Raw genomic sequence first — 18,575 nt, forward strand, 5'->3', positions numbered from 1 at the left:
CCCGGCCGGCGAACGGGTCAGCGTCGGGCGTCGGCCAACTCGCGACGCCGGTCCCGGGAGGACTTGATCAGGCTGGCGGCGGTGGCGATGCCCAGGGTGCCGATGATGACCAGCAGCGACAACCAGATCGGGATGTGCGGCGCCCAGCCGACGTGCTCACCACCGTTGATGAACGGCAGGTTGTTGTCGGCGAGCGCCTCCAGCACCAGCTTGACCCCGATGAAGCCGAGCACGACGGCCAGGCCGTAGCTCAGGTAGATCAGCCGGTCGAGCAGACCACCGAGCAGGAAGTAGAGCTGGCGGAGGCCCATCAGCGCGAAGACGTTCGCGGTGAAGACCAGGTACGGCTCCTGGGTGATGCCGAAGATCGCTGGGATCGAGTCCAGCGCGAAGATCAGGTCGGTGGTGCCGATCGCGATCATCACGATCAGCATCGGGGTGAACAGCCGCCGGCCGGCCACCTGGGTGGTGAGCTTCGCGTCGTCGTAGTCCTTCGAGATCGGCAGGGCCTTGCGGCTCCACCGGATCAGCACGTTCTCGGAGAACTCGTCCTCGTCCGGCTCGCCCTGCCGGGCCAGGTTCACCGCCGTGTAGATCAGGAACGCGCCGAAGATGTAGAAGACCCAGGAGAACTGCGAGATCAGCGCCGCGCCTGCGGCGATGAATCCGCCCCGCATCACCAGCGCCAGCACGATGCCGACGAGCAGCACCTTCTGCTGGTACTGCCGAGGCACCCCGAAGCGGGCCATGATGATCACGAAGACGAAGAGGTTGTCCACCGAGAGGCTGTACTCGGTGAGCCAGCCGGTGTAGAACTGGCCGGCCGCGCTGGCCCCGGAGGCCAGCCAGACCCCCACGCCGAAGATCAGGGCAAGCCCCACGTAGAAGGCGACCCAGAGGCTCGACTCCCGCACACTCGGCTCGTGCGGGCGCCGACCGATGATCAACAGGTCGACGATCAGGACCGCAGTCAGTGCGACAAGCGTCCCCGCCCACACCAATCCGGACACGTCCAACGTTCATTCCTCCGGCAGACACGCGGCGTCGGGCACACCGTACGCCCCCGCGAGGGCCGGTGTGCCGCTGTCGCTCACTCTGGTGACTGTCGGAGGTCTCTTCCGCCGTCGCCCCGCAAAAGGGGCGGCGACCTACGGGGCCGGGTCGGGCCGCCGTGGATCCGGCGATCGACCGTGCTGACGACTCCGTTGCGGGGGAATACTCCCCTCCTCGGTGACCATTGTTGCCCACCACGCCCCGTGTTCACACCCCGGGCACCCGGTGGCGTCGGCCACCGGTTCGACGCGTCACGTCGGCCAGGGCTTCCTAGGAGGCTAGTGCAGGTCGGGTGCGACGATCGGGTCGGTCAGCGACCAGCCAGCGGCGAGCAGGTCGTCGCAGGCCCGCACCGCCCGGGCCAACCGCTCGGCGTGCGAGCCTCGCAGCTCCACCACCGGGACCCCGCACCCCGCCAGCTCGGCCCGGAACCGGTCGGTCATCCAGGCCCGCAGGTGCTCACCGTCACGCAACCCGTCATCGGCGAACGGCACCTCCCGGTGATCCGTCAGCAGATACAGCGCCGGGCGGCGGGCCGCAGCCCGCACCTGCTCCGACGCGCTGCCCAGGTAACGCTCCTCCCACACCGCCGTCGCCCGCGCGTCGGTGTCGCAGACCAACAGCGGCCCACTCGTCCGGGCCGCCGCGTCCTCCGCCGCCTGCTGCTCGCGGACCACGGCGCGGAAGTCGTCCCGGTCCCAGGTGACGTCGAAGACGGTCGCCTCCGGGGATCGTTCGCGCAACCGGGCCAGCTTGCGAGCGGTCAACTCCCGGCCGTACTCCGGCACCCAGGACGTGCCGTAGTGCCCGGCGAGCGCCGCCGCCATCGTCGTGGTGCCGGTCGACTCGGCACCGACCACCACCACCCGCCGGACGAACCACGCCCGCACCGGCGGGCTCAGCCACCGCCAGTGACCCGCCGGATCCGCGCGCACGGCCGTCCCGGACACCGGCACCGTCCGCCGATCCGGATCCACCGACACGGGTACGGCGTCGAAGCGGCGGGCCAGCTCGACCCCGTACGCCTCGGAGGAGAAGACCGCATCCACCGGCCCCGACCCGACCGCCTCGCGGAACACCGCGCAGTGCGCGTCCCAGACGGCCGGATCGGCGTAGTCCACCGGGTGGTCGTCGTACCGTCCCACGAACCGAACCCACGGCGTGTCGGCATGCACCTCCCGCAGCCAGTCGAGGCGCAGCGAGAGCGGGATGGACTCCCTACGCGAGGGCGCCACGACGACGGTGACCTCGGCGCACCGGCCGGCGGCAGCCCGGATCAGCGCGTGGTGCCCGGCGTGCGGTGGATAGAACTTGCCCACCACCATCCCGTGCCCGAACTCGGAAGCGTTCGAGCGCGCCGGCACGCGTGGCGCCGGCGCACGACCGGACGCCTCGGCGCTCACGCGGTGACCGGGGTCGAAGCGGGCGGGACCGCGCTCGACCGGTCGGCCCGACGCAGGTCGGCCCGCCAGGCCCGCAACCCGAGTACGCACAGGGCCAGAAAGACCACGTAGAGGGCAGCGGTCAGGTGTAGCCCCTTGTACACGTACAACGGGATGTAGATCAGGTCGGCGGCGATCCAGATCCACCAACTCTCCACCCGTTTGCGGGTCTGCCCGTACGTGGCCAGCAGGGACAGCGCCGTGGTCAACGCGTCCGGCAACGGCACGGTCGAGTCGGTGGCCCGGTCCAGCAGCACCCAGAGCGCGCCGGTGAGCAGCGCCCCGACGGCGGCCAACGCCAGCCACTCCCGTCGCCCCGTCCGGCTCACCGTGAGCCGGCTGCGCCGCTCGCCACCGAACAACCAGTGCCACCAGCCGTAGCAGCCCAGGGCGACGTAGACGACCTGGAGCCCCGCGTCGGCGTACAGCCCGGCGGTCCAGAACAGCAGCATGAGCAGCAGGACGTTGGCGATGCCGATCGGCCAGTTGGCGATCTTCTGCCGGGTCACCAGCCAGACGTTGAGCACGCCGGTCGCGAACCCCAGCAGCTCCGCCCAGGTGGTGCCCGTACCGGCCACCTGAAACGCGGTGCCGGTGAGCCAGTCAATGATCATGAAGCCACCCTAGGGGCGTCACAGACGGCAGAACAGACCCCACGACACCGACCGCCCCGACCGCCGTGGGAGGCTGTCGACATGGTGCTTGAGGTCGCGCTGATCGACGTACTACCCGGACACGAGGACGCGTTCGCCGCCGCGTACGCCGAGGGTCACCCGGTGCTCGCCGGCGCGACCGGCTGCCGGTCCGTGCGGATGACCCGAGGAATCGAGTCACCGACCCGCTTCGTGCTGCTCGTCGAATGGGACTCGGTCGAGGCGCACGAGCAGAACTTCCGGGCCACCGAACGGTTCGAGCAGTGGCGGGCGCTGATCGGGCCCCACTTCGCCGGGCCGCCCGTTGTCGAACACTTCCTCGACGTACCGGCCTGAGCCTGTCTGTCGTACCCCGCGGTTATGGTGCCGGGCGCACGCGCCGGCCGCCGGTCCCGACGGGCTCGGGGGCGCCGGGCCCGGTGGCCGCGCGGCGCATCATCGTCGGCACCCTCGACGGTTACCCGCCGACGCGGCGGGCCAGCACGGTGACGGTCTCCTCCGGTGACAGCGCCGCGGCCAGCAGCGCCTCGGTCATCCGCTCGTAACGGTCGACGTCGAGCACGGTGGCCAACCGGACGTCGGTGGTCAGCGCTTCGAGCATCACCGTCCGCGGGTCCGCCGGGTCGGGAAAGGCATAGCAGGAATACGGTGTGAGCGGATGCAGCCCGCCACCCGCCGCCCCGCGTGGCAGCAGTCGTACCGTGACGTGGGACAGCCCGGTCACCGCGACGAGGTGCCGCAGTTGCTCCCGCCAGACCGCCACCGGCAGGTCACCCTGGTCGCAGACGGCCTCGGCGAGCACCGCCGTGTAGCGCGGCGGGTAGGCCCGCCGCAGCACCTCCTGCCGTAGCGCCCGGGCGCGCACCTCGGCTTCGACGTCGACCTCCGGCGTGAGCTGGGCACCGGCCGCGACCAGCACCCGGGAGTACGCGGGCGTCTGGAGCAGCCCCGGCACCACCGACGGCTGGTACTCGACGATGTCGGCGGCGCCCGCCTCCAACTCGGCGTAGGTGCGCTGGCGTTCGCTCATCTCGCCCAGCGTCTTCCACCAGCCTCGACTGGTCGCCGCGTCCCGGGCGATGACGATCAGCGCCTCCCGGGCGGGCGTCGGCACCTTGTAGACGTCCAGCAGATCGAGCACGTCGGCAAGGTCGGGGCGACTCTGGCCCAGCTCGATGCGGGACAGCTTCGACGTCGAGGCCCAGCCCAACCGGTCGCAGACCTGCTCCAGGGTCAGCGACTCGCGCCGACGGAGCTGGCGCAGTTCTGCGCCGAGACGTGCACGTCGAATGACAGGACTTGTTGGCAGCGGCATCCCGGCCTCCCCACCGAGGGAGACTACGCAGGACGATCACCCAGTGCAATAGTTCGCTCGCAGAACGCAATCAGGGCATTCGGTGTCGCCGCCCAGACAGGCCGGCACGCCCGTACCGTCTCCGCAGGTCAGCGGCGGTCGCTGGCCGAGTGGCCCGATCCCCCACAGGGTTCGGGCCACCGATCGGCTCGGCGGGGCTCAGGGTCGGTACGTGCCGAAGGACCAGACGTTGCCGGCCAGGTCGCGCGCCGTGTAGTCACGTGAACCGTAGTCGGTGTCGAACGGCTCGCGGATGATCTCGGCGCCGGCCGCCCGGGCCCTGGCGCAGTGCGCGTCGACGTCCGGCACGGCCACGTAGACCGACCAGTCGTCGTCGGCCGGGCGGGGCACGGAGTCAGCCCGACCATCCAGCATGATCATGCCGGTGTCGAGGACCAGCTCGGCGTGCGCGACAGTGCCATCCGGCGCCTCGTGCACGGCATGCACCTGGAAGCCGAAGGCGACGCCGAGCCAGTCGATCGCGGCGCGAGGATCGGGATAACGGAAGATCGGATAGATGGTTCGCATGACCCGATTCTGCGGCCGACGGCGCGAATCCGGATTGGACGAATGCGACCTCGGCGGGTCGCCGTCGCGGCAGCAGGTCAGCCGGCCATCGTCACCGGGCGGCGAGCAACGCGGCTGGCGTCGCCCCGGCGAACTGGTGGAAGTCCCGGATCAGGTGCGACTGGTCGTAGTAACCGCAAGCCGCCGCCACCGCGGCCCAGTCGACGGCCCGCCCAGCCGCGCCGAGCTGGAGCGACGCGGTGTGAGCCTGCTGGAAACGCAGCAGCCGGGCGGCCATCTTGGGTGGCAGCCCGACCTCCTGCCGGAACCGGGACGCGAGGTGCCGCCGGCTCCAGCCCAACTCGTCGGCGAGCACGCCGACGCTCCCCCGCCCACCGCTGGCGGCCAGCCACCGCCATGCCCACGCAAGCCGCGGATCCACCGGCGGGGACGCCACCAGCCGGGCGGCGAGCACCCTGTCGAGCAGGGCGAAGCGCTCCGGCCAGCCCGGGGCCTCGGCGAGCCGGACGCGCAGCCGATCCAGCCAGCCGCCCGGAAGCTGCCCGACGCCGACGGCCCGATTGGTCAGCTCACTCAGCGGTAGGCCGAGGAGCCGGCGGGCGGTCAGCGGGGCGAGCAGCAACTCGACACCCTCCCCCACGCCGACCGTGCTGGTGGTGCACCAACTGTCGAAGGTGCCGGCCACGAACGAGTCGACCGCGGTGACACCGCGCTCCGCGCTCCGCCGGTCGGTCACGTCCAGCGGAGCGCCCCAACCCAGGATCAGCACCACGAAGACGCCCGCCCGCTCCCGGCGGACCAGTGGCACGTCCGCCCGTTCCCGGTAGCCCACGTACCGGTCGACGAACGGACGCAGGCTGGCCTCGGGCAGCCCGAGGACCATCTCGCCAATTGGCGTCACCGCTGTCAACCGTGCCCGCCCTTCGCGTTTCCCCGGTCGGCCGGGCCCAGGCGCGGCGCTGGGCGTGGCCGACCGGGGGTCGTCACTTCACGCCGGCCGCATCCATGCCGCGCAGCTCCTTCTTCAGATCGGAGACCTCGTCGCGAATGCGGGCCGCCAACTCGAACTGCAGCTCGCGGGCGGCGGCCAACATCTGGTCGTTGAGCTCCTGGATGAGCTGGGCGAGGTCGGCACGGGCCATGCCCTCTCGCGAGGTGGTGGCGGCGGCGGAGCGGCCCCGGCTGCGGGTCTCCTTGACCGGCGCCTTGCCTCGGGAGAGCTGACGCACCGCACCCCCGACCCGGGAGTTCTCGGTGTCCTCCGCCTCGCGGTAGATGTCGTCCAGGATGTCGTGGATCTTCTTGCGCAGCGGCTCCGGGCTGATGCCGTGCGCCTCGTTGTGCGCGATCTGCTTGGCCCGCCGCCGATCGGTCTCGTCGATCGCCGCCGCCATCGACGGGGTGATCTTGTCGGCGTACATGTGCACCTGACCGGAGACGTTACGGGCGGCTCGCCCGATGGTCTGGATCAGCGACCGGCCGCTGCGCAGGAAGCCCTCCTTGTCAGCGTCGAGAATCGCCACCAGCGACACCTCGGGCAGGTCCAGACCTTCGCGGAGCAGGTTGATGCCGACGAGCACGTCGTAGTCGCCCTTGCGCAGCTCGCGCAGCAACTCGACCCGGCGCAACGTGTCGACCTCCGAGTGCAGGTAGCGCACCCGAATGCCGTTCTCCAGGAGATAGTCGGACAGGTCCTCGGCCATCTTCTTGGTCAGCGTGGTGACCAGCACCCGCTCGTCCCGGTCGGTCCGAAGCTTGATCTCGTGCATCAGGTCGTCGATCTGGCCCTTGGTCGGCTTGATCACGACCTCCGGGTCGACCAGACCGGTGGGTCGGATCACCTGCTCGACGAACTCACCCTGGGCCTGATCCATCTCCCACGTGCCGGGGGTCGCGGAGAGGAACACCATCTGGCCGACCCGCTCCAGGAACTCGTCGAAGCGCAACGGCCGGTTGTCGGCCGCGCTGGGCAGCCGGAAGCCGTGGTCGATGAGCATCCGCTTGCGCGACGCGTCACCCTCGTACATGCCGCCGATCTGCGGGATGGTCACGTGCGACTCGTCGACCACAGTGAGGAAGTCGTCGGGGAAGTAGTCGAGCAGGCAGTGCGGCGGGCTGCCGGGCAACCGCCCGTCCATGTGCATCGAGTAGTTCTCGATGCCGGAGCAGAAGCCCACCTGCCGCATCATCTCGATGTCGTAGGTGGTGCGCATCCGCAGCCGCTGCGCCTCCAGCAGCTTGCCCTGCCGCTCCAGCTCGGCGAGCCGCTCGGCCAGCTCGACCTCGATGTCGCGGATCGCCCGTTCCATCCGCTCCGGACCCGCCGCGTAGTGCGTGGCCGGGAAGATCACCAGCTGGTCGACCTCGCGGACCACGTCACCGGTCAACGGGTTGAGGTAATAGAGCTTCTCCACCTCGTCACCGAAGAGCTCGATGCGGACCGCCAGCTCCTCGTACGCCGGAATGATCTCCAGGGTGTCGCCCCGGACCCGGAAGGTGCCGCGCTGGAAGGCCATGTCGTTGCGGGTGTACTGGATGTCGACCAGCCGGCGCAGCAACTGGTCGCGGTCGAGCTCCTGGCCGACCTGCACCTTCACCGCCCGGTCGAGGTATTCCTCCGGGGTGCCCAGACCGTAGATCGCCGAGACGGTCGCCACCACGATCACGTCGCGGCGGGTGAGCAGCGACATCGTCGCCGAGTGCCGCAGCCGCTCCACCTCCTCGTTGATCGAGGAATCTTTCTCAATGTAGGTGTCGGTCTGCGGGATGTAGGCCTCGGGCTGGTAGTAGTCGTAGTAGGAAACGAAGTATTCGACAGCGTTGTGCGGCAGCAGCTCGCTGAACTCCTTGGCCAACTGCGCACAGAGCGTCTTGTTCGGGGCGAGCACCAGGGTGGGGCGTTGCAGCCGCTCGATCAGCCACGCCGTGGTGGCACTCTTGCCGGTGCCCGTCGCGCCGAGCAGCACGGTGTTGCGGTCGCCGCGCCGAACCCGACGCTCAAGATCGTCGATCGCGGTCGGTTGGTCGCCAGCCGGCTGAAACTCACTGACGACCTGGAAGCGGCTGTCGAGCCGGGGAATGTCGAGCGCCATGACACCAACGGTACGCCGGAGGGCCGACAGGAACGGCCGTCACGCCAGGTACGTGATCGGCTTCAATATTCCCATTGTGTGGCCCATGTCACCGGGACTACCCTCATCCTGTAGGCCGCTCGCGGCGGCCGACCGGGCCGGTGGCCAGGCCAACATCACGGCCGGTCACCCCCGGCACTGCGGTCGCAGCACCCGGCTCGTCCGGCGTGCGCACCCGTGTGGTCGCGCTCGAGGCGCAGACCGGCCGCCGCGAGCGCCCCTGCTCGTCACCTCGGTGCCACCCCGGCCGTTTCCACTCCGTGGACACCTCCCCGACCCCGACGCCCGACACCGCCCGCGCTGCCACACCCCGGCCGGGCGACACGAGCGCCGCCAACGGCCCCGGCAGCGGCGACCGCGACGGCTCAGCCAACAGCGCCACCACCACCAGCCGGACCACCAGCGGCGCACGCCGAGCCACCGCCGGCCGCAAGCCCACCGCCGGCCGGGCCGCCACCCCGCGGAACATCGTGGAGGACCGCGAGGCCACCCCCCGCGACGACCTGCCGGACACCCCCGACACCGCCGGCCCGGCCCCGGCCGGCCGTCGTCGGCGCACCCTGCTGCTGTTGCTCGGTCTGACGGCCGTGACGTCCGCGACGGCGTTGGTACTCGGGTTGTTGAGCTGGGCGCCCGACCCGCCCGAGCCAACCCGGCCGCTGACCGTGTCGGAGAGCGAACGGCTGGCCGCTGTACGGGTCACCAACCTGCGCGACCTGCGCGCTGGCGTACGCGTCACGGCCGGCACCGACGCTGCCCGCATCGAACTGGTGGGCTGGGTGGACTGGTCCCGGTCGCTGCTCTATGTCGACGTGGGCGGGCCGGGTGCGGGTGCCGAACGCGGACTGTTGCAGAAGAGCGGACCAGTGCTGGTGATCCGGCCCGATCCGGCTGCGGTGCCCACTCCCGCCGCACCACCACTGATGCCCCCGGCGGATCGGTGGCGGCTGCACCGACTGGCACCCGGGGCGCACCTGGCACCGGTGCTCGACCTGCTCCTCGACCTCGCCGCCGACCGCCCCGACCCGACCGGGACAGCACCGTTGCGCGGGGCTCGCTGGATCGCCCGGGACACCGTGCCGGCCGGCCCACTGGACGTCATAGAGGCACCACTGACCATCGGCGCGCCGGCCGCCAGCACCGCGCCCGGCACCCCCAGCGCCGCGACGCCGGCCACGGACGGACAGACCCGGTACTGGCTCGACCAGGACGCCCGGCTGCACAAGCTGGTGACCCGGCTGCCCGGCGCCGGCCCGGTCACGATGATCTTCAACCGTGCGGACCGGCCGACACTACGGCCGGTGGACGCACTCGGCGGCCGACCCGGTCTGCCCCGGGCGCTGACCGACGCCGAGCAGCGACGGCTCGACCGGCTGCCGGCCCGGCTCCGCGCGCAGGGTGGTGCCACGCTCACGCTGACCGCGCCGACGGGCACGGACACGAACCTGCGGGGCGCCGGCTGGTTGAGCTGGACCGCGCGCACCGCGTACCTCGCGGTCGCCGACCTCGGCGTACCGGATCGCCGGACCCTGCTGCGACGCGACGCCGCCGGCCTGGCCCGGGCGGACCTGCCGGCGGTCGCCGCCGGCGGCGGCACAGCGGAGACGCCGGCCCGGCCGCCGCTGCCGGCCCCGGCCGGGGCCTGGCGGGTCTCCCGACCCGGCGGGGACGACCTGGGCACGCTCGTCGACGCCGCGGTGACCGCCGGGTCGGTCGGGCACCGCGGCACGGCCGTGCGGGTACGCGAGGATGTCGCCGCCGGGCGAACCGTGGACGTCATCGAGGCGGGGCCGGCCGAAGCCCGGCTGCGCTACTGGATCGACCGGGGGGACGGGTCGCTGCGCCGACTCGAGTTGCGGACCGACGCCGGCGCGTGGGCACACCTGGATCTCCAACCGGCCGTCGTTCCCCGACTGGCCGCCAACCCTCGACCCGCCGCCCCCCGGCCCGGCACCCGCAAGCCCTCGGCACCTCGGCCCGGCACCCGCTGACCGGTGCCCTCAGGGCCGCCAGCCGGTCTGCGCGGCCCACTGCTCGGCCCGCAGGTACTCCTCGTCGAACCACGGGTTCCGGGCCGTACCGGAATCGCCGGCGTCCGGAGCCGCGGCGACCAGGTCCCGCTTGAGCCCCAGGTACGCGGCCCGCTGATCCGGGTCGGCACGCAGGTGGTCGCGCATCAGCAGCGCGTACCGCCAGCCTGGTGAATCCACCACCCGCACGTGCAGACGTACCGGGCGGGCCGGGTCGGCACTGCCGTGCAGCCGCTTCTCCCAGCGACCCCGGCCGGCCGGGCGCGGATCGTCCCACCACTGCCCCGGAACTCGCGGGAACCCGGCGCCCGCCAGCCGATCGGCCAACGGCCCGTCGGCGTCGGCGAGGCTGGCGACCGCCACCTGTACGTCGATGACGTTCTCGGCGGCGAGGCCGGGCACCGCCGTCGAACCGATGTGATCGATCCGCAGGGCGTCCGAGCCGAGCACGTGCTGGATCCGGGCGGCCAGCCGCGCGTACTGCTCCGGCCAACTGGCGTCGGCCCCGGCCAACTCGCCCGGAGCCGGCAGGACCACCCGCCGCTGGCGCAGGTTGTCCTCGTAGGGCACCAGCCGCTGCTTCCAGAGCATGTCGACGGCGTCGTGCAGCGCCGTCAGGCTCCCGTCATTGGTCAGCACCACGTCCGCCACCGCCCGGCGGCGGGCGTCGTCGGCCTGCGCGGCGATCCTCCGCTCGGCCTCCGCAAGCCCCATCCCCCGGTCGCGCGCCAGCCGCTCCAGTCGGGTCGGCACGGCCGTCTGCACCACGACCACCAGGTGGTACGTCGGCGCGAGACCCACCTCGACCAGCAGCGGCACGTCGTTGACGACGATCGCGTCGGGTGCCGCCGCGGCGGCCAGCTCCGCGGTGCGGGCCCGGACCCGGGGGTGGGTGATCGCCTCCAGCCGACGCCGGGCGGTCTCGTCGGCGAACACCACAGCTCCCAGTGCGGCACGGTCCAGTGCGCCGTCGGCGTCCAGCACCGTGTCGGAGAAGGCGGCAACGATCTCGGCCAGCCCGGCCGTGCCGGGCGCCACCACCTCCCGGGCCACCCGGTCGGCGTCGATGAGCACCGCGCCCCGCTCGACGAGCCGCGCGGCCACCGCGCTCTTGCCCGACCCGATCCCGCCGGTCAACCCCACCCTCAACACCCGAACAGTCAACCGGATCCACAAGCCCACCGCCAAACCCGGCCACGGCCCGGCAGCCTCCCAATCACCCCGCCCGCAACCCGCTCGCGCCCCGACGCCCCGCATCCGGCCCCGCCTCGCGCCCGCGCCCCACGCCCACGCCCCGCGCCCCGCGCCCCGCGCCCCGCGCCCCGCGCCAAGATCGTGCTCGAACCAGGATTTAGTGGTGTGCAGCGCCCGGGAGGCCCCTACATCATGGATCGAGCACGATCTTGGCGGTCCACACCAGCCGCCGGACTAACCGCGCCCGCACAAGCGCCCCGGACGCCGCGCACCACGCCCGCAACTCGCGCCGCCCGCAACTCGCGCCCCCCGCAACTCGCGCCGCCTGCCGCGGGTACGGCGAAGGCCCCGCCCCCAGCGATCCGGAGATCGCGGGGACGGGGCCCGTCGTCGTTCAGCGGGTCACTTACCGCCGGCGAGCTTCTCCCGCAGTGCGGCGAGCGCCTCGTCGGTGGCCAGCGTGCCGGCCGGCTCCTCGGCCTGCCGGCTCGGGGCCGGGCTGGACGAAGAGGTGGTGCCACCGCCACCGCCGCCGCCAGCGGCCGGGACGACCGGAGTCGGGTTGGCGGCAGCCTCGGCGTCGGCGGCCCGAGAGGTCTGCACCTGCTTGGTGTGGGCCTCCCAGCGCAGACGAGCCTCGGCGTACTGGTTCTCCCAGGTCTCGCGCTGCTTGTCGTACCCCTCGAGCCACTCGCCCGTCTCCGGGTCGAAGCCCTCCGGGTAGATGTAGTTGCCCTCGGTGTCGTACGTCGCGGCCATGCCGTAGAGGGTCGGGTCGAAGTGCTCCTCGCCCTCGACGAAGCCCTCGTTGGCCTGCTTGAGCGACAGCGAGATCCGGCGGCGCTCCAGGTCGATGTCGATGACCTTGACCATGACCTCGGAGCCGACCTGAACGACCTGCTCCGGGATCTCCACGTGGCGCTCGGCCAACTCGGAGATGTGCACCAGACCCTCGATGCCGTCGTCCACCCGGACGAACGCACCGAACGGAACCAGCTTGGTGACCTTACCCGGCACGATCTGCTGGATCGCGTGGGTGCGGGCGAACTGCCGCCACGGGTCTTCCTGGGTCGCCTTCAGCGACAGCGAGACCCGCTCGCGGTCCAGGTCGACGTCCAGGACCTCGACCTCGACCTCCTGGCCCACCTCGACGACCTCGGACGGGTGGTCGATGTGCTTCCAGGACAGCTCGGAGACGTGCACCAGACCGTCGACGCCGCCCAGGTCCACGAAGGCGCCGAAGTTGACGATCGAGGACACGACGCCCTTGCGGACCTGGCCCTTCTGCAGCTTGTTGAGGAACTCGGTGCGCACCTCGGACTGCGTCTGCTCCAGCCAGGCCCGGCGGGACAGGACCACGTTGTTGCGGTTCTTGTCCAGCTCGATGATCTTGGCCTCGAGCTCCCGCCCGACGTACGGCTGCAGGTCGCGCACACGACGCATCTCGACCAGGGACGCGGGCAGGAAGCCGCGCAGCCCGATGTCGAGGATGAGGCCGCCCTTGACCACCTCGATGACCGAACCGCGGACGACGCCGTCCTCGTCCTTGATCTTCTCGATCGTGCCCCAGGCCCGCTCGTACTGCGCCCGCTTCTTGGAGAGGATCAGACGACCCTCCTTGTCCTCCTTCTGGAGGACCAGGGCCTCGATGTGGTCGCCAACCGTCACAACCTCGGCGGGGTCCACGTCGTGCTTGATCGACAACTCCCGAGAGGGGATGACACCCTCGGTCTTGTAGCCGATGTCGAGCAGGACCTCGTCCCGATCGACCTTGACGACGGTGCCTTCGACAATGTCGCCGTCGTTGAAGTACTTGATGGTCTCGTCGATCGCGGCGAGGAAAGCCTCCTCGGAACCGAGATCGTCGTGGGTGACCCGGGTGGCGCTCGAGGGGGCCTCGATGCTGCTCGTCATGTGGGCGGTTGCTCCGGTCGGTGGGTTGTCACAGCAGGCTGGTGTGTCGCAGTGACCTGTTCGCGCCAGCGGATCCGTCGCCGGGCACACCGAACGATCGCCTAGTGAGATCATGATGTGGCTCCGTCGACCGCGCACCTGCTCCCTGCCGAGGCAACGCGATCCGCGAGCGCATCGTCTAGCCTACCGTGCGCATTACCACAGCGTGCAAGCCCTCCCGGGTTCTCTCCGCGCGATGACCTGCGAAAGCCGAACAATCGCCCGGAAAACACCCCTGCTGTCTCGTGCGTCACAACTACCCCACGGGCCCCGCCGGCCGCGGGTGCTCGACTCGGGTTCCTGGCGCGTCCCACCCGCCCCGGGGCGACCGCGACCTTCGACGATGAGGAGCCGAGCAGGGCCGTCGCGGAGATCTCGGCCGCGCCGTCGTACCCAATGAGGCGGGCGGGGCCTAGCGTGAGCGCGTGGATGACGACAGCCGGGTTACCCGGCGCCGGGTGGGTGACGCCGAGGTCCGGCACGCCAACCGCGGCTGGTGGGACACCGACGCAGACGACTACCAGGCCGAACACGGCGCGTTCCTCGGCGACGTGGACTTCGTGTGGTGCCCCGAGGGCCTGCGCGAGGCCGACGCCCGGCTGCTCGGCGACGTGTCGGGGCGACGGGTGCTGGAGGTGGGCGCCGGAGCGGCGGCCGCCGCCCGCTGGCTCGCCACCCAGGGTGCCCGGCCGGTCGCCTTCGACCTGTCCGCCGGCATGTTGCGCCACGCCGCAGCAGCCGCCGACCGCACCGGGGTACGCGTACCGCTGGTGCAGGCCGACGCGCTCGCCCTGCCGTTCGCCGACCGGTCGTTCGACGTCGCCTGCACCGCGTTCGGCGCGATCCCGTTCGTGGACGACTCGGCGGCGCTGTTCGCCGAGGTGCACCGGGTGCTGCGCCCGGGTGGCCGGTGGGTGTTCTCGGTGACCCACCCGATGCGGTGGATCTTTCTCGACGACCCCGGCGAGGGCGGCCTGACGGCCGTGCACTCGTACTTCGACCGCTCCCCCTACGTGGAACAGGACGAGACCGGGGTGGCCACCTACGTCGAGCAGCACCGCACCCTCGGCGACCGGATCCGCGAGCTGGTCGGCGCCGGGTTCCGACTGCTGGACCTGGTGGAGCCGGAGTGGCCGGAGGGACACGAGGGGATCTGGGGGCAGTGGAGCCCGCTGCGCGGCCGGCTGTTCCCCGGCACCGCCATCTTCGTCACCGAGAAGCCCGCCGGGTGAGCGCGTCGCACCCGCCGTCCGACCTGCGACCCATCGATCGCCGCTAGGCTCGAACCATGAGCGCCGAGCCCATCCCGACATCACCTGGCCCCTGGTGTCCGGATCCGATGCGGCAGCAGCGTGCCGACTACACGCTGGAGGACCTGCTCACCCTGCCGGACGACGCCCCCCGGGTCGAACTCGTCGACGGAGTTATCCAGGTGACACCCTCCCCCACCCTGGGCCATCAAGACATCTCGCTGTTGCTGGCGCACTGGCTGCTGCAACACGTACCGGCCGACCTCCGGGTCGTGCAGGCCGTCGGAGTCGGGCTGAGTCCCAATACCAGCCGGCAGCCGGACGTGCTCCTACGGCGGGCCGGAGTGGCTCCCACCAAGTCCACTCTCCGGCCGGCGGACGTCGTGCTCGCCGTGGAGATCGTCTCGCCGGGCACGCGACGGATCGACCGGTTCGCGAAGCCCGGTGAGTACGCCGCCGCCGGCATCCCGTTCTACTGGCGGATCGAGCAGGATCCGGTGCACGTCTACGCGTACCGGATCGGCGACCGGGTGGGGCCGGGCGGTGAGCGGCAGTACGAGCTGGTCGCCGACGGTGCTGACGTGATCGAGCTGACCGAGCCGTTCGACATCAAGCTGCCGGTCGCCCAGATCACCCCGTAGTCGTTTCTCCCCGGCCGGGTCGGGTAGCCGAGCGTCATGAGCAGAGGTGACGATGGCCGGGACACCTACCGGGAGTTCACCGAGGCGGTGAACATGAAGCCCGGCGAGCTGTCCACGTGGCTGGAGACCGACGAGTCGAAGCAGGTCGGCTGGCACAAGGGCGGTCGCGCTGGTGGTGGCGAATCCGTCGGGCACGAATCCGGCCGGAAGATCATCAACCTGCTCCGCCGTAAACGCGATGACCTGTCCGAGGGCGACTACAAGCACATGCGCAAGGTGGTCGGCTACGTACGCCGGCACATGGCGCAGCGCCCCTCCGGCGACGTCCGCGACACCAGGTGGCGCTGGTCCCTCATGAACTGGGGCCGCGACCCCCTCAAGTAACCACCACCCAGCGATTCCAGATCAACCCTCACGGCGACGGCCGCGATCCCACAGGACCAACGGCCACGACCAGGGCAACCCGGTCAGGGTTTCCGGGGCAGCCCGACCCGCGCAGGGATCAAGCCTGACCGCCCGGAGCGGGTCGGGCTGCCCCGGAAACCCCCCACCGCAACAACCGAAAAATCAGTGATCAGCGCTGTTCCAGTCCCGGCCCAGACCGACCGACACCTCCAACGGCACCGACAGCGGGTACGCCTCGCCCATCTCCCGCCGGACCAACGCCTCCAACGCCTCCCGCTCACCCGGCGCGACCTCGAAGACCAGCTCGTCGTGCACCTGCAACAGCATCCGTGAGCGCAGCCCGGCGTCGCCGAGCGCGGTGTCGACGTGCAGCATCGCCACCTTGATGATGTCGGCGGCGGAGCCCTGGATGGGGGCGTTGAGCGCCATCCGCTCGGCGATGTCCCGGCGCTGCCGGTTGTCGCTGACCAGGTCGGGCAGGTAGCGGCGGCGGCCCAGGATGGTCGAGGTGTAGCCGTCCTGGCGGGCCCGGGCGACCACCTGCTGGAGGTAGTCGCGCACTCCACCGAAGCCGGCGAAGTAGTTTTCCATCAGCCCGCGCGCCTCTTCGGTGCTGATGTTGAGCTGTTGGGACAGGCCGAACGCGCTGAGCCCGTACGCCAGGCCGTAGTTCATGGCCTTGATCTTGCGGCGCTGGTCGGGGGTGACCTCGTCGAGCGGCACCCCGAACACCGACGAGGCGGTGGCGGCGTGGAAGTCGGCGCCGGAGTTGAACGCGTCGATCAGCGCATCGTCCGAGCTGAGGTGCGCCATGATGCGCATCTCGATCTGGCTGTAGTCGGCGGTGAGCAGGCTCTCGTAGCCCTCGCCCACCACGAAGGCCCGGCGGATGCGCCGGCCCTCCTCGGTGCGGATCGGGATGTTCTGCAGGTTGGGCTCGGTGGAGGAGAGCCGACCGGTGGCCGCCACTGTCTGGTTGAAGGTGGTGTGGATCCGGCCGTCGTCGGAGACCGACTTGAGCAGCCCGTCGACTGTCGACTTGAGCTTGGCGACGTCCCGGTGCCGCAGCAGGTGGGCCAGCACCGGGTGGGGCTGCTGCGCGTAGAGCCACTGCAGGGCGTCGGCGTCGGTGGTGTAACCCGTCTTGATCTTCTTGGTCTTCGGTAGACCCAGCTCGGTGAAGAGGATCTCCTGCAACTGCTTGGGCGAGCCGAGGTTGAACTCCCGGCCCACCGCCTCGTACGCGCCCTGCGCGGCGGCCTTCACCTCGGCGGCGAAGTGGGCCTCCAGCTCGGACAGGTAGTCGGTGTCGGCGGCGATGCCGGTGCTCTCCATGGTGGCGAGCACCCGCATCAACGGCAGCTCCACGCCGGCCATCAGCCGGGCGGACTGCTCGCCGTCGCGGGACAACTCGGCGTCGATCGCGTCGGCCAGGTCGAGGGTGGCCCGGGCCTGCAGCATCAGGTTCTGCTCGACCACGCCTTCGTCGCCGAGGCCGTCGAGGGTGAGCTGGCCGGACTCCGGGACGTCCACCCGTAGCTCCCGGTGCAGGTAACGCAGCGCCAGGTCGGTCAGGTCGTAGGACCGCTGGTCCGGACGGGCCAGGTACGCGGCGATCTGGGTGTCGCGGACGATGCCGGTGAGCTGCCAGCCGTGCGCGGCGCACGCCAGCACGGCCGGCTTGCTGTCGTGCAGCACCTTGGGGCGCTGCGCGTCGGCCAACCAGCCGGCCAGTGCGCCCTCGTCGGTCGGGTCGAGCCGCGCCGGGTCGACCCAGGCCGCCGCCCCGCCGGCGGTGGCCAGCGCGAGACCGGTGATCGAGGCGGTGTGCCGGCGGTTGGGGCCGGTGTCGAGTTTGACCGCCAACCCGACCGGGGTGCCGGTCGGAACGTACGTGGTCAGCCACCCGGCCAGCGCACCGGGCTCGGTGAGCACCTCGCCGACGAGGTCGAACCCGGCCTCGGCCTCCGGCTCGACCGCTTCCAGGTACTGGTAGAGCCGGTCGCGCAGGATGCGGAACTCCAGGGTGTCGAAGACCTGGTGCACCGCCTCCCGGTCCCAGCCCGTCCAGCGGGTGTCCTCCGGCCGCAGCGGCAACTCCAGGTCGGAGACGAGCCGGTTGATCTCGTAGTTGCGGATCACGTCGGCGAGCCGCTCCCGCAGGCTGTCGCCGGCCTTGCCCTTGATTTCGTCGGCCCGGGCGATCACGCCCTCCACCCCGCCGTACGTGGTGATCCACTTGGCTGCCGTCTTCGGGCCGACGCCCGGGATGCCGGGCAGGTTGTCGCTGGTCTCGCCGACCAGCGCGGCGAGGTCCCGGTACTGCTGTGGTGTGACGCCGTACTTCGCCTCGATCGCGGCCGGGTCCATCCGGGCCAGGTCGGAGACGCCCTTGCGCGGGTAGAGGACCGTGATCTGGTCGTCGACCAACTGGAACGCGTCGCGGTCACCGCTGCTGATCAGCACCGACATGCCCTGGTCGCGGGCCTGGCAGGCGAGCGTGGCGATCACGTCGTCGGCCTCGAAGCCCTCCTTCTCGACCACCGGGATCTGCAGCGCGGCCAGGACCTCCTTGACCAGGCTGACCTGACCCTTGAAGTCGGTCGGGGTCTCGCTGCGGCCGGCCTTGTACTCCGCGTACTTGTCGGTGCGGAAAGAACGGCGGGAGACGTCGAAGGCCACCACGATGTGGGTGGGCTGCTCGTCGCGCAGCACGTTGATCAGCATTGAGGTGAAGCCATACACCGCATTGGTCGGCTGCCCCGTCGTGGTGGAGAAGTTTTCCACAGGAAGGGCGAAGAAAGCCCGGTATGCCATGGAATGTCCGTCGACAAGGAGCAGGCGCGGCGTCGTAGCTGTCACGGCAGCGACTCTAGTCCGTGGGTCCGACTAGGTGAGGATGCCGGCCTGCGGCGCCGTCAAGATGTCGTCGATGGCGGCA

Annotated in this window: 15 protein-coding genes; 5 read left to right on the forward strand and 10 right to left on the reverse strand. The window is 71.0% G+C overall.

The annotated features are described in order from the left end of the window. Window positions 1–17: 17 nt before the first annotated feature. The 3 genes from V6U86_RS05160 to pnuC form a co-directional block, all read right to left on the reverse strand. Window positions 18–1,016, reverse strand: coding sequence for a TerC family protein (locus tag V6U86_RS05160; RefSeq protein ID WP_334498997.1), 999 nt, complete (start codon window positions 1,014–1,016; stop codon window positions 18–20). A gap of 315 nt (window positions 1,017–1,331) precedes the next feature. Further along, window positions 1,332–2,456: an AAA family ATPase gene (locus V6U86_RS05165; RefSeq protein WP_334498999.1), complete on the reverse strand. Its 1,125-nt coding sequence runs from the start codon at window positions 2,454–2,456 to the stop codon at window positions 1,332–1,334. Beyond that, on the reverse strand, window positions 2,453–3,109 hold the full coding sequence (gene pnuC, locus V6U86_RS05170; RefSeq protein WP_334499002.1) for a nicotinamide riboside transporter PnuC: 657 nt from the start codon (window positions 3,107–3,109) through the stop codon (window positions 2,453–2,455). Before pnuC ends, V6U86_RS05165 begins: the two co-directional genes overlap by 4 nt. 81 nt (window positions 3,110–3,190) lie before the next feature. On the opposite strand from pnuC, the gene V6U86_RS05175 reads away from it, so the two are divergent. Continuing rightward, the gene (locus V6U86_RS05175) at window positions 3,191–3,484 is read left to right on the forward strand and encodes an antibiotic biosynthesis monooxygenase family protein (RefSeq protein ID WP_272612593.1); all 294 of its coding nucleotides are present in this window, start codon (window positions 3,191–3,193) and stop codon (window positions 3,482–3,484) included. 121 nt (window positions 3,485–3,605) lie between these two features. On the opposite strand, the gene V6U86_RS05180 is transcribed toward V6U86_RS05175, so the two are convergent. From V6U86_RS05180 to uvrB, 4 genes are all read right to left on the reverse strand, one after another. Next, entirely contained in the window at window positions 3,606–4,463 is an 858-nt protein-coding gene (locus tag V6U86_RS05180) for a helix-turn-helix domain-containing protein (RefSeq protein ID WP_334499006.1), read from the reverse strand. A 198-nt stretch (window positions 4,464–4,661) separates the two neighbouring features. Continuing rightward, window positions 4,662–5,030 carry a VOC family protein gene (locus tag V6U86_RS05185; protein WP_334499008.1) on the reverse strand — a complete coding sequence of 123 codons (369 nt, stop codon included), beginning with the start codon at window positions 5,028–5,030 and terminating at the stop codon, window positions 4,662–4,664. A 91-nt stretch (window positions 5,031–5,121) separates the two neighbouring features. Next, the gene (locus tag V6U86_RS05190) at window positions 5,122–5,931 is read right to left on the reverse strand and encodes a helix-turn-helix domain-containing protein (RefSeq protein WP_334499010.1); all 810 of its coding nucleotides are present in this window, start codon (window positions 5,929–5,931) and stop codon (window positions 5,122–5,124) included. An 82-nt stretch (window positions 5,932–6,013) separates the two neighbouring features. Then, the gene (uvrB, locus tag V6U86_RS05195) at window positions 6,014–8,122 is read right to left on the reverse strand and encodes an excinuclease ABC subunit UvrB (protein ID WP_334499012.1); all 2,109 of its coding nucleotides are present in this window, start codon (window positions 8,120–8,122) and stop codon (window positions 6,014–6,016) included. A gap of 299 nt (window positions 8,123–8,421) precedes the next feature. Between uvrB and V6U86_RS05200 the strand changes: the two genes are divergently transcribed. Continuing rightward, the gene (locus V6U86_RS05200; protein ID WP_334499014.1) at window positions 8,422–10,152 is read left to right on the forward strand and encodes a hypothetical protein; all 1,731 of its coding nucleotides are present in this window, start codon (window positions 8,422–8,424) and stop codon (window positions 10,150–10,152) included. 9 nt (window positions 10,153–10,161) lie between these two features. On the opposite strand, the gene coaE is transcribed toward V6U86_RS05200, so the two are convergent. Both coaE and rpsA read right to left on the reverse strand, forming a co-directional pair. Further along, window positions 10,162–11,343: a dephospho-CoA kinase gene (gene coaE / locus V6U86_RS05205; protein ID WP_334499017.1), complete on the reverse strand. Its 1,182-nt coding sequence runs from the start codon at window positions 11,341–11,343 to the stop codon at window positions 10,162–10,164. A 444-nt stretch (window positions 11,344–11,787) separates the two neighbouring features. Then, window positions 11,788–13,299, reverse strand: coding sequence for a 30S ribosomal protein S1 (gene rpsA / locus V6U86_RS05210; protein ID WP_124774754.1), 1,512 nt, complete (start codon window positions 13,297–13,299; stop codon window positions 11,788–11,790). A gap of 464 nt (window positions 13,300–13,763) precedes the next feature. Here rpsA and V6U86_RS05215 point away from each other — a divergent pair, with 464 nt between their 5' ends. Genes V6U86_RS05215 through V6U86_RS05225 form a run of 3 tightly spaced genes read left to right on the forward strand, consistent with a single transcriptional unit; the run spans window position 13,764 to window position 15,613 of the window. Further along, window positions 13,764–14,570, forward strand: coding sequence for a class I SAM-dependent methyltransferase (locus V6U86_RS05215; RefSeq protein WP_334499022.1), 807 nt, complete (start codon window positions 13,764–13,766; stop codon window positions 14,568–14,570). A gap of 56 nt (window positions 14,571–14,626) precedes the next feature. Continuing rightward, entirely contained in the window at window positions 14,627–15,229 is a 603-nt protein-coding gene (locus V6U86_RS05220; RefSeq protein ID WP_334499025.1) for a Uma2 family endonuclease, read from the forward strand. Between the two features lie 36 nt (window positions 15,230–15,265). Next, window positions 15,266–15,613 (forward strand): DUF3140 domain-containing protein, encoded by a 348-nt coding sequence (locus V6U86_RS05225; RefSeq protein ID WP_334499029.1) that lies wholly within the window; start codon window positions 15,266–15,268, stop codon window positions 15,611–15,613. Between the two features lie 183 nt (window positions 15,614–15,796). Here V6U86_RS05225 and polA read toward each other — a convergent pair whose 3' ends face one another. Beyond that, window positions 15,797–18,496, reverse strand: a complete 2,700-nt coding sequence (gene polA, locus V6U86_RS05230) for a DNA polymerase I (RefSeq protein ID WP_334499031.1) — start codon at window positions 18,494–18,496, stop codon at window positions 15,797–15,799. Between the last annotated feature and the right edge of the window lie 79 nt (window positions 18,497–18,575).

This window comes from Micromonospora sp. CPCC 205558 (assembly GCF_036902955.1).
Lineage (GTDB): Bacteria > Actinomycetota > Actinomycetes > Mycobacteriales > Micromonosporaceae > Micromonospora.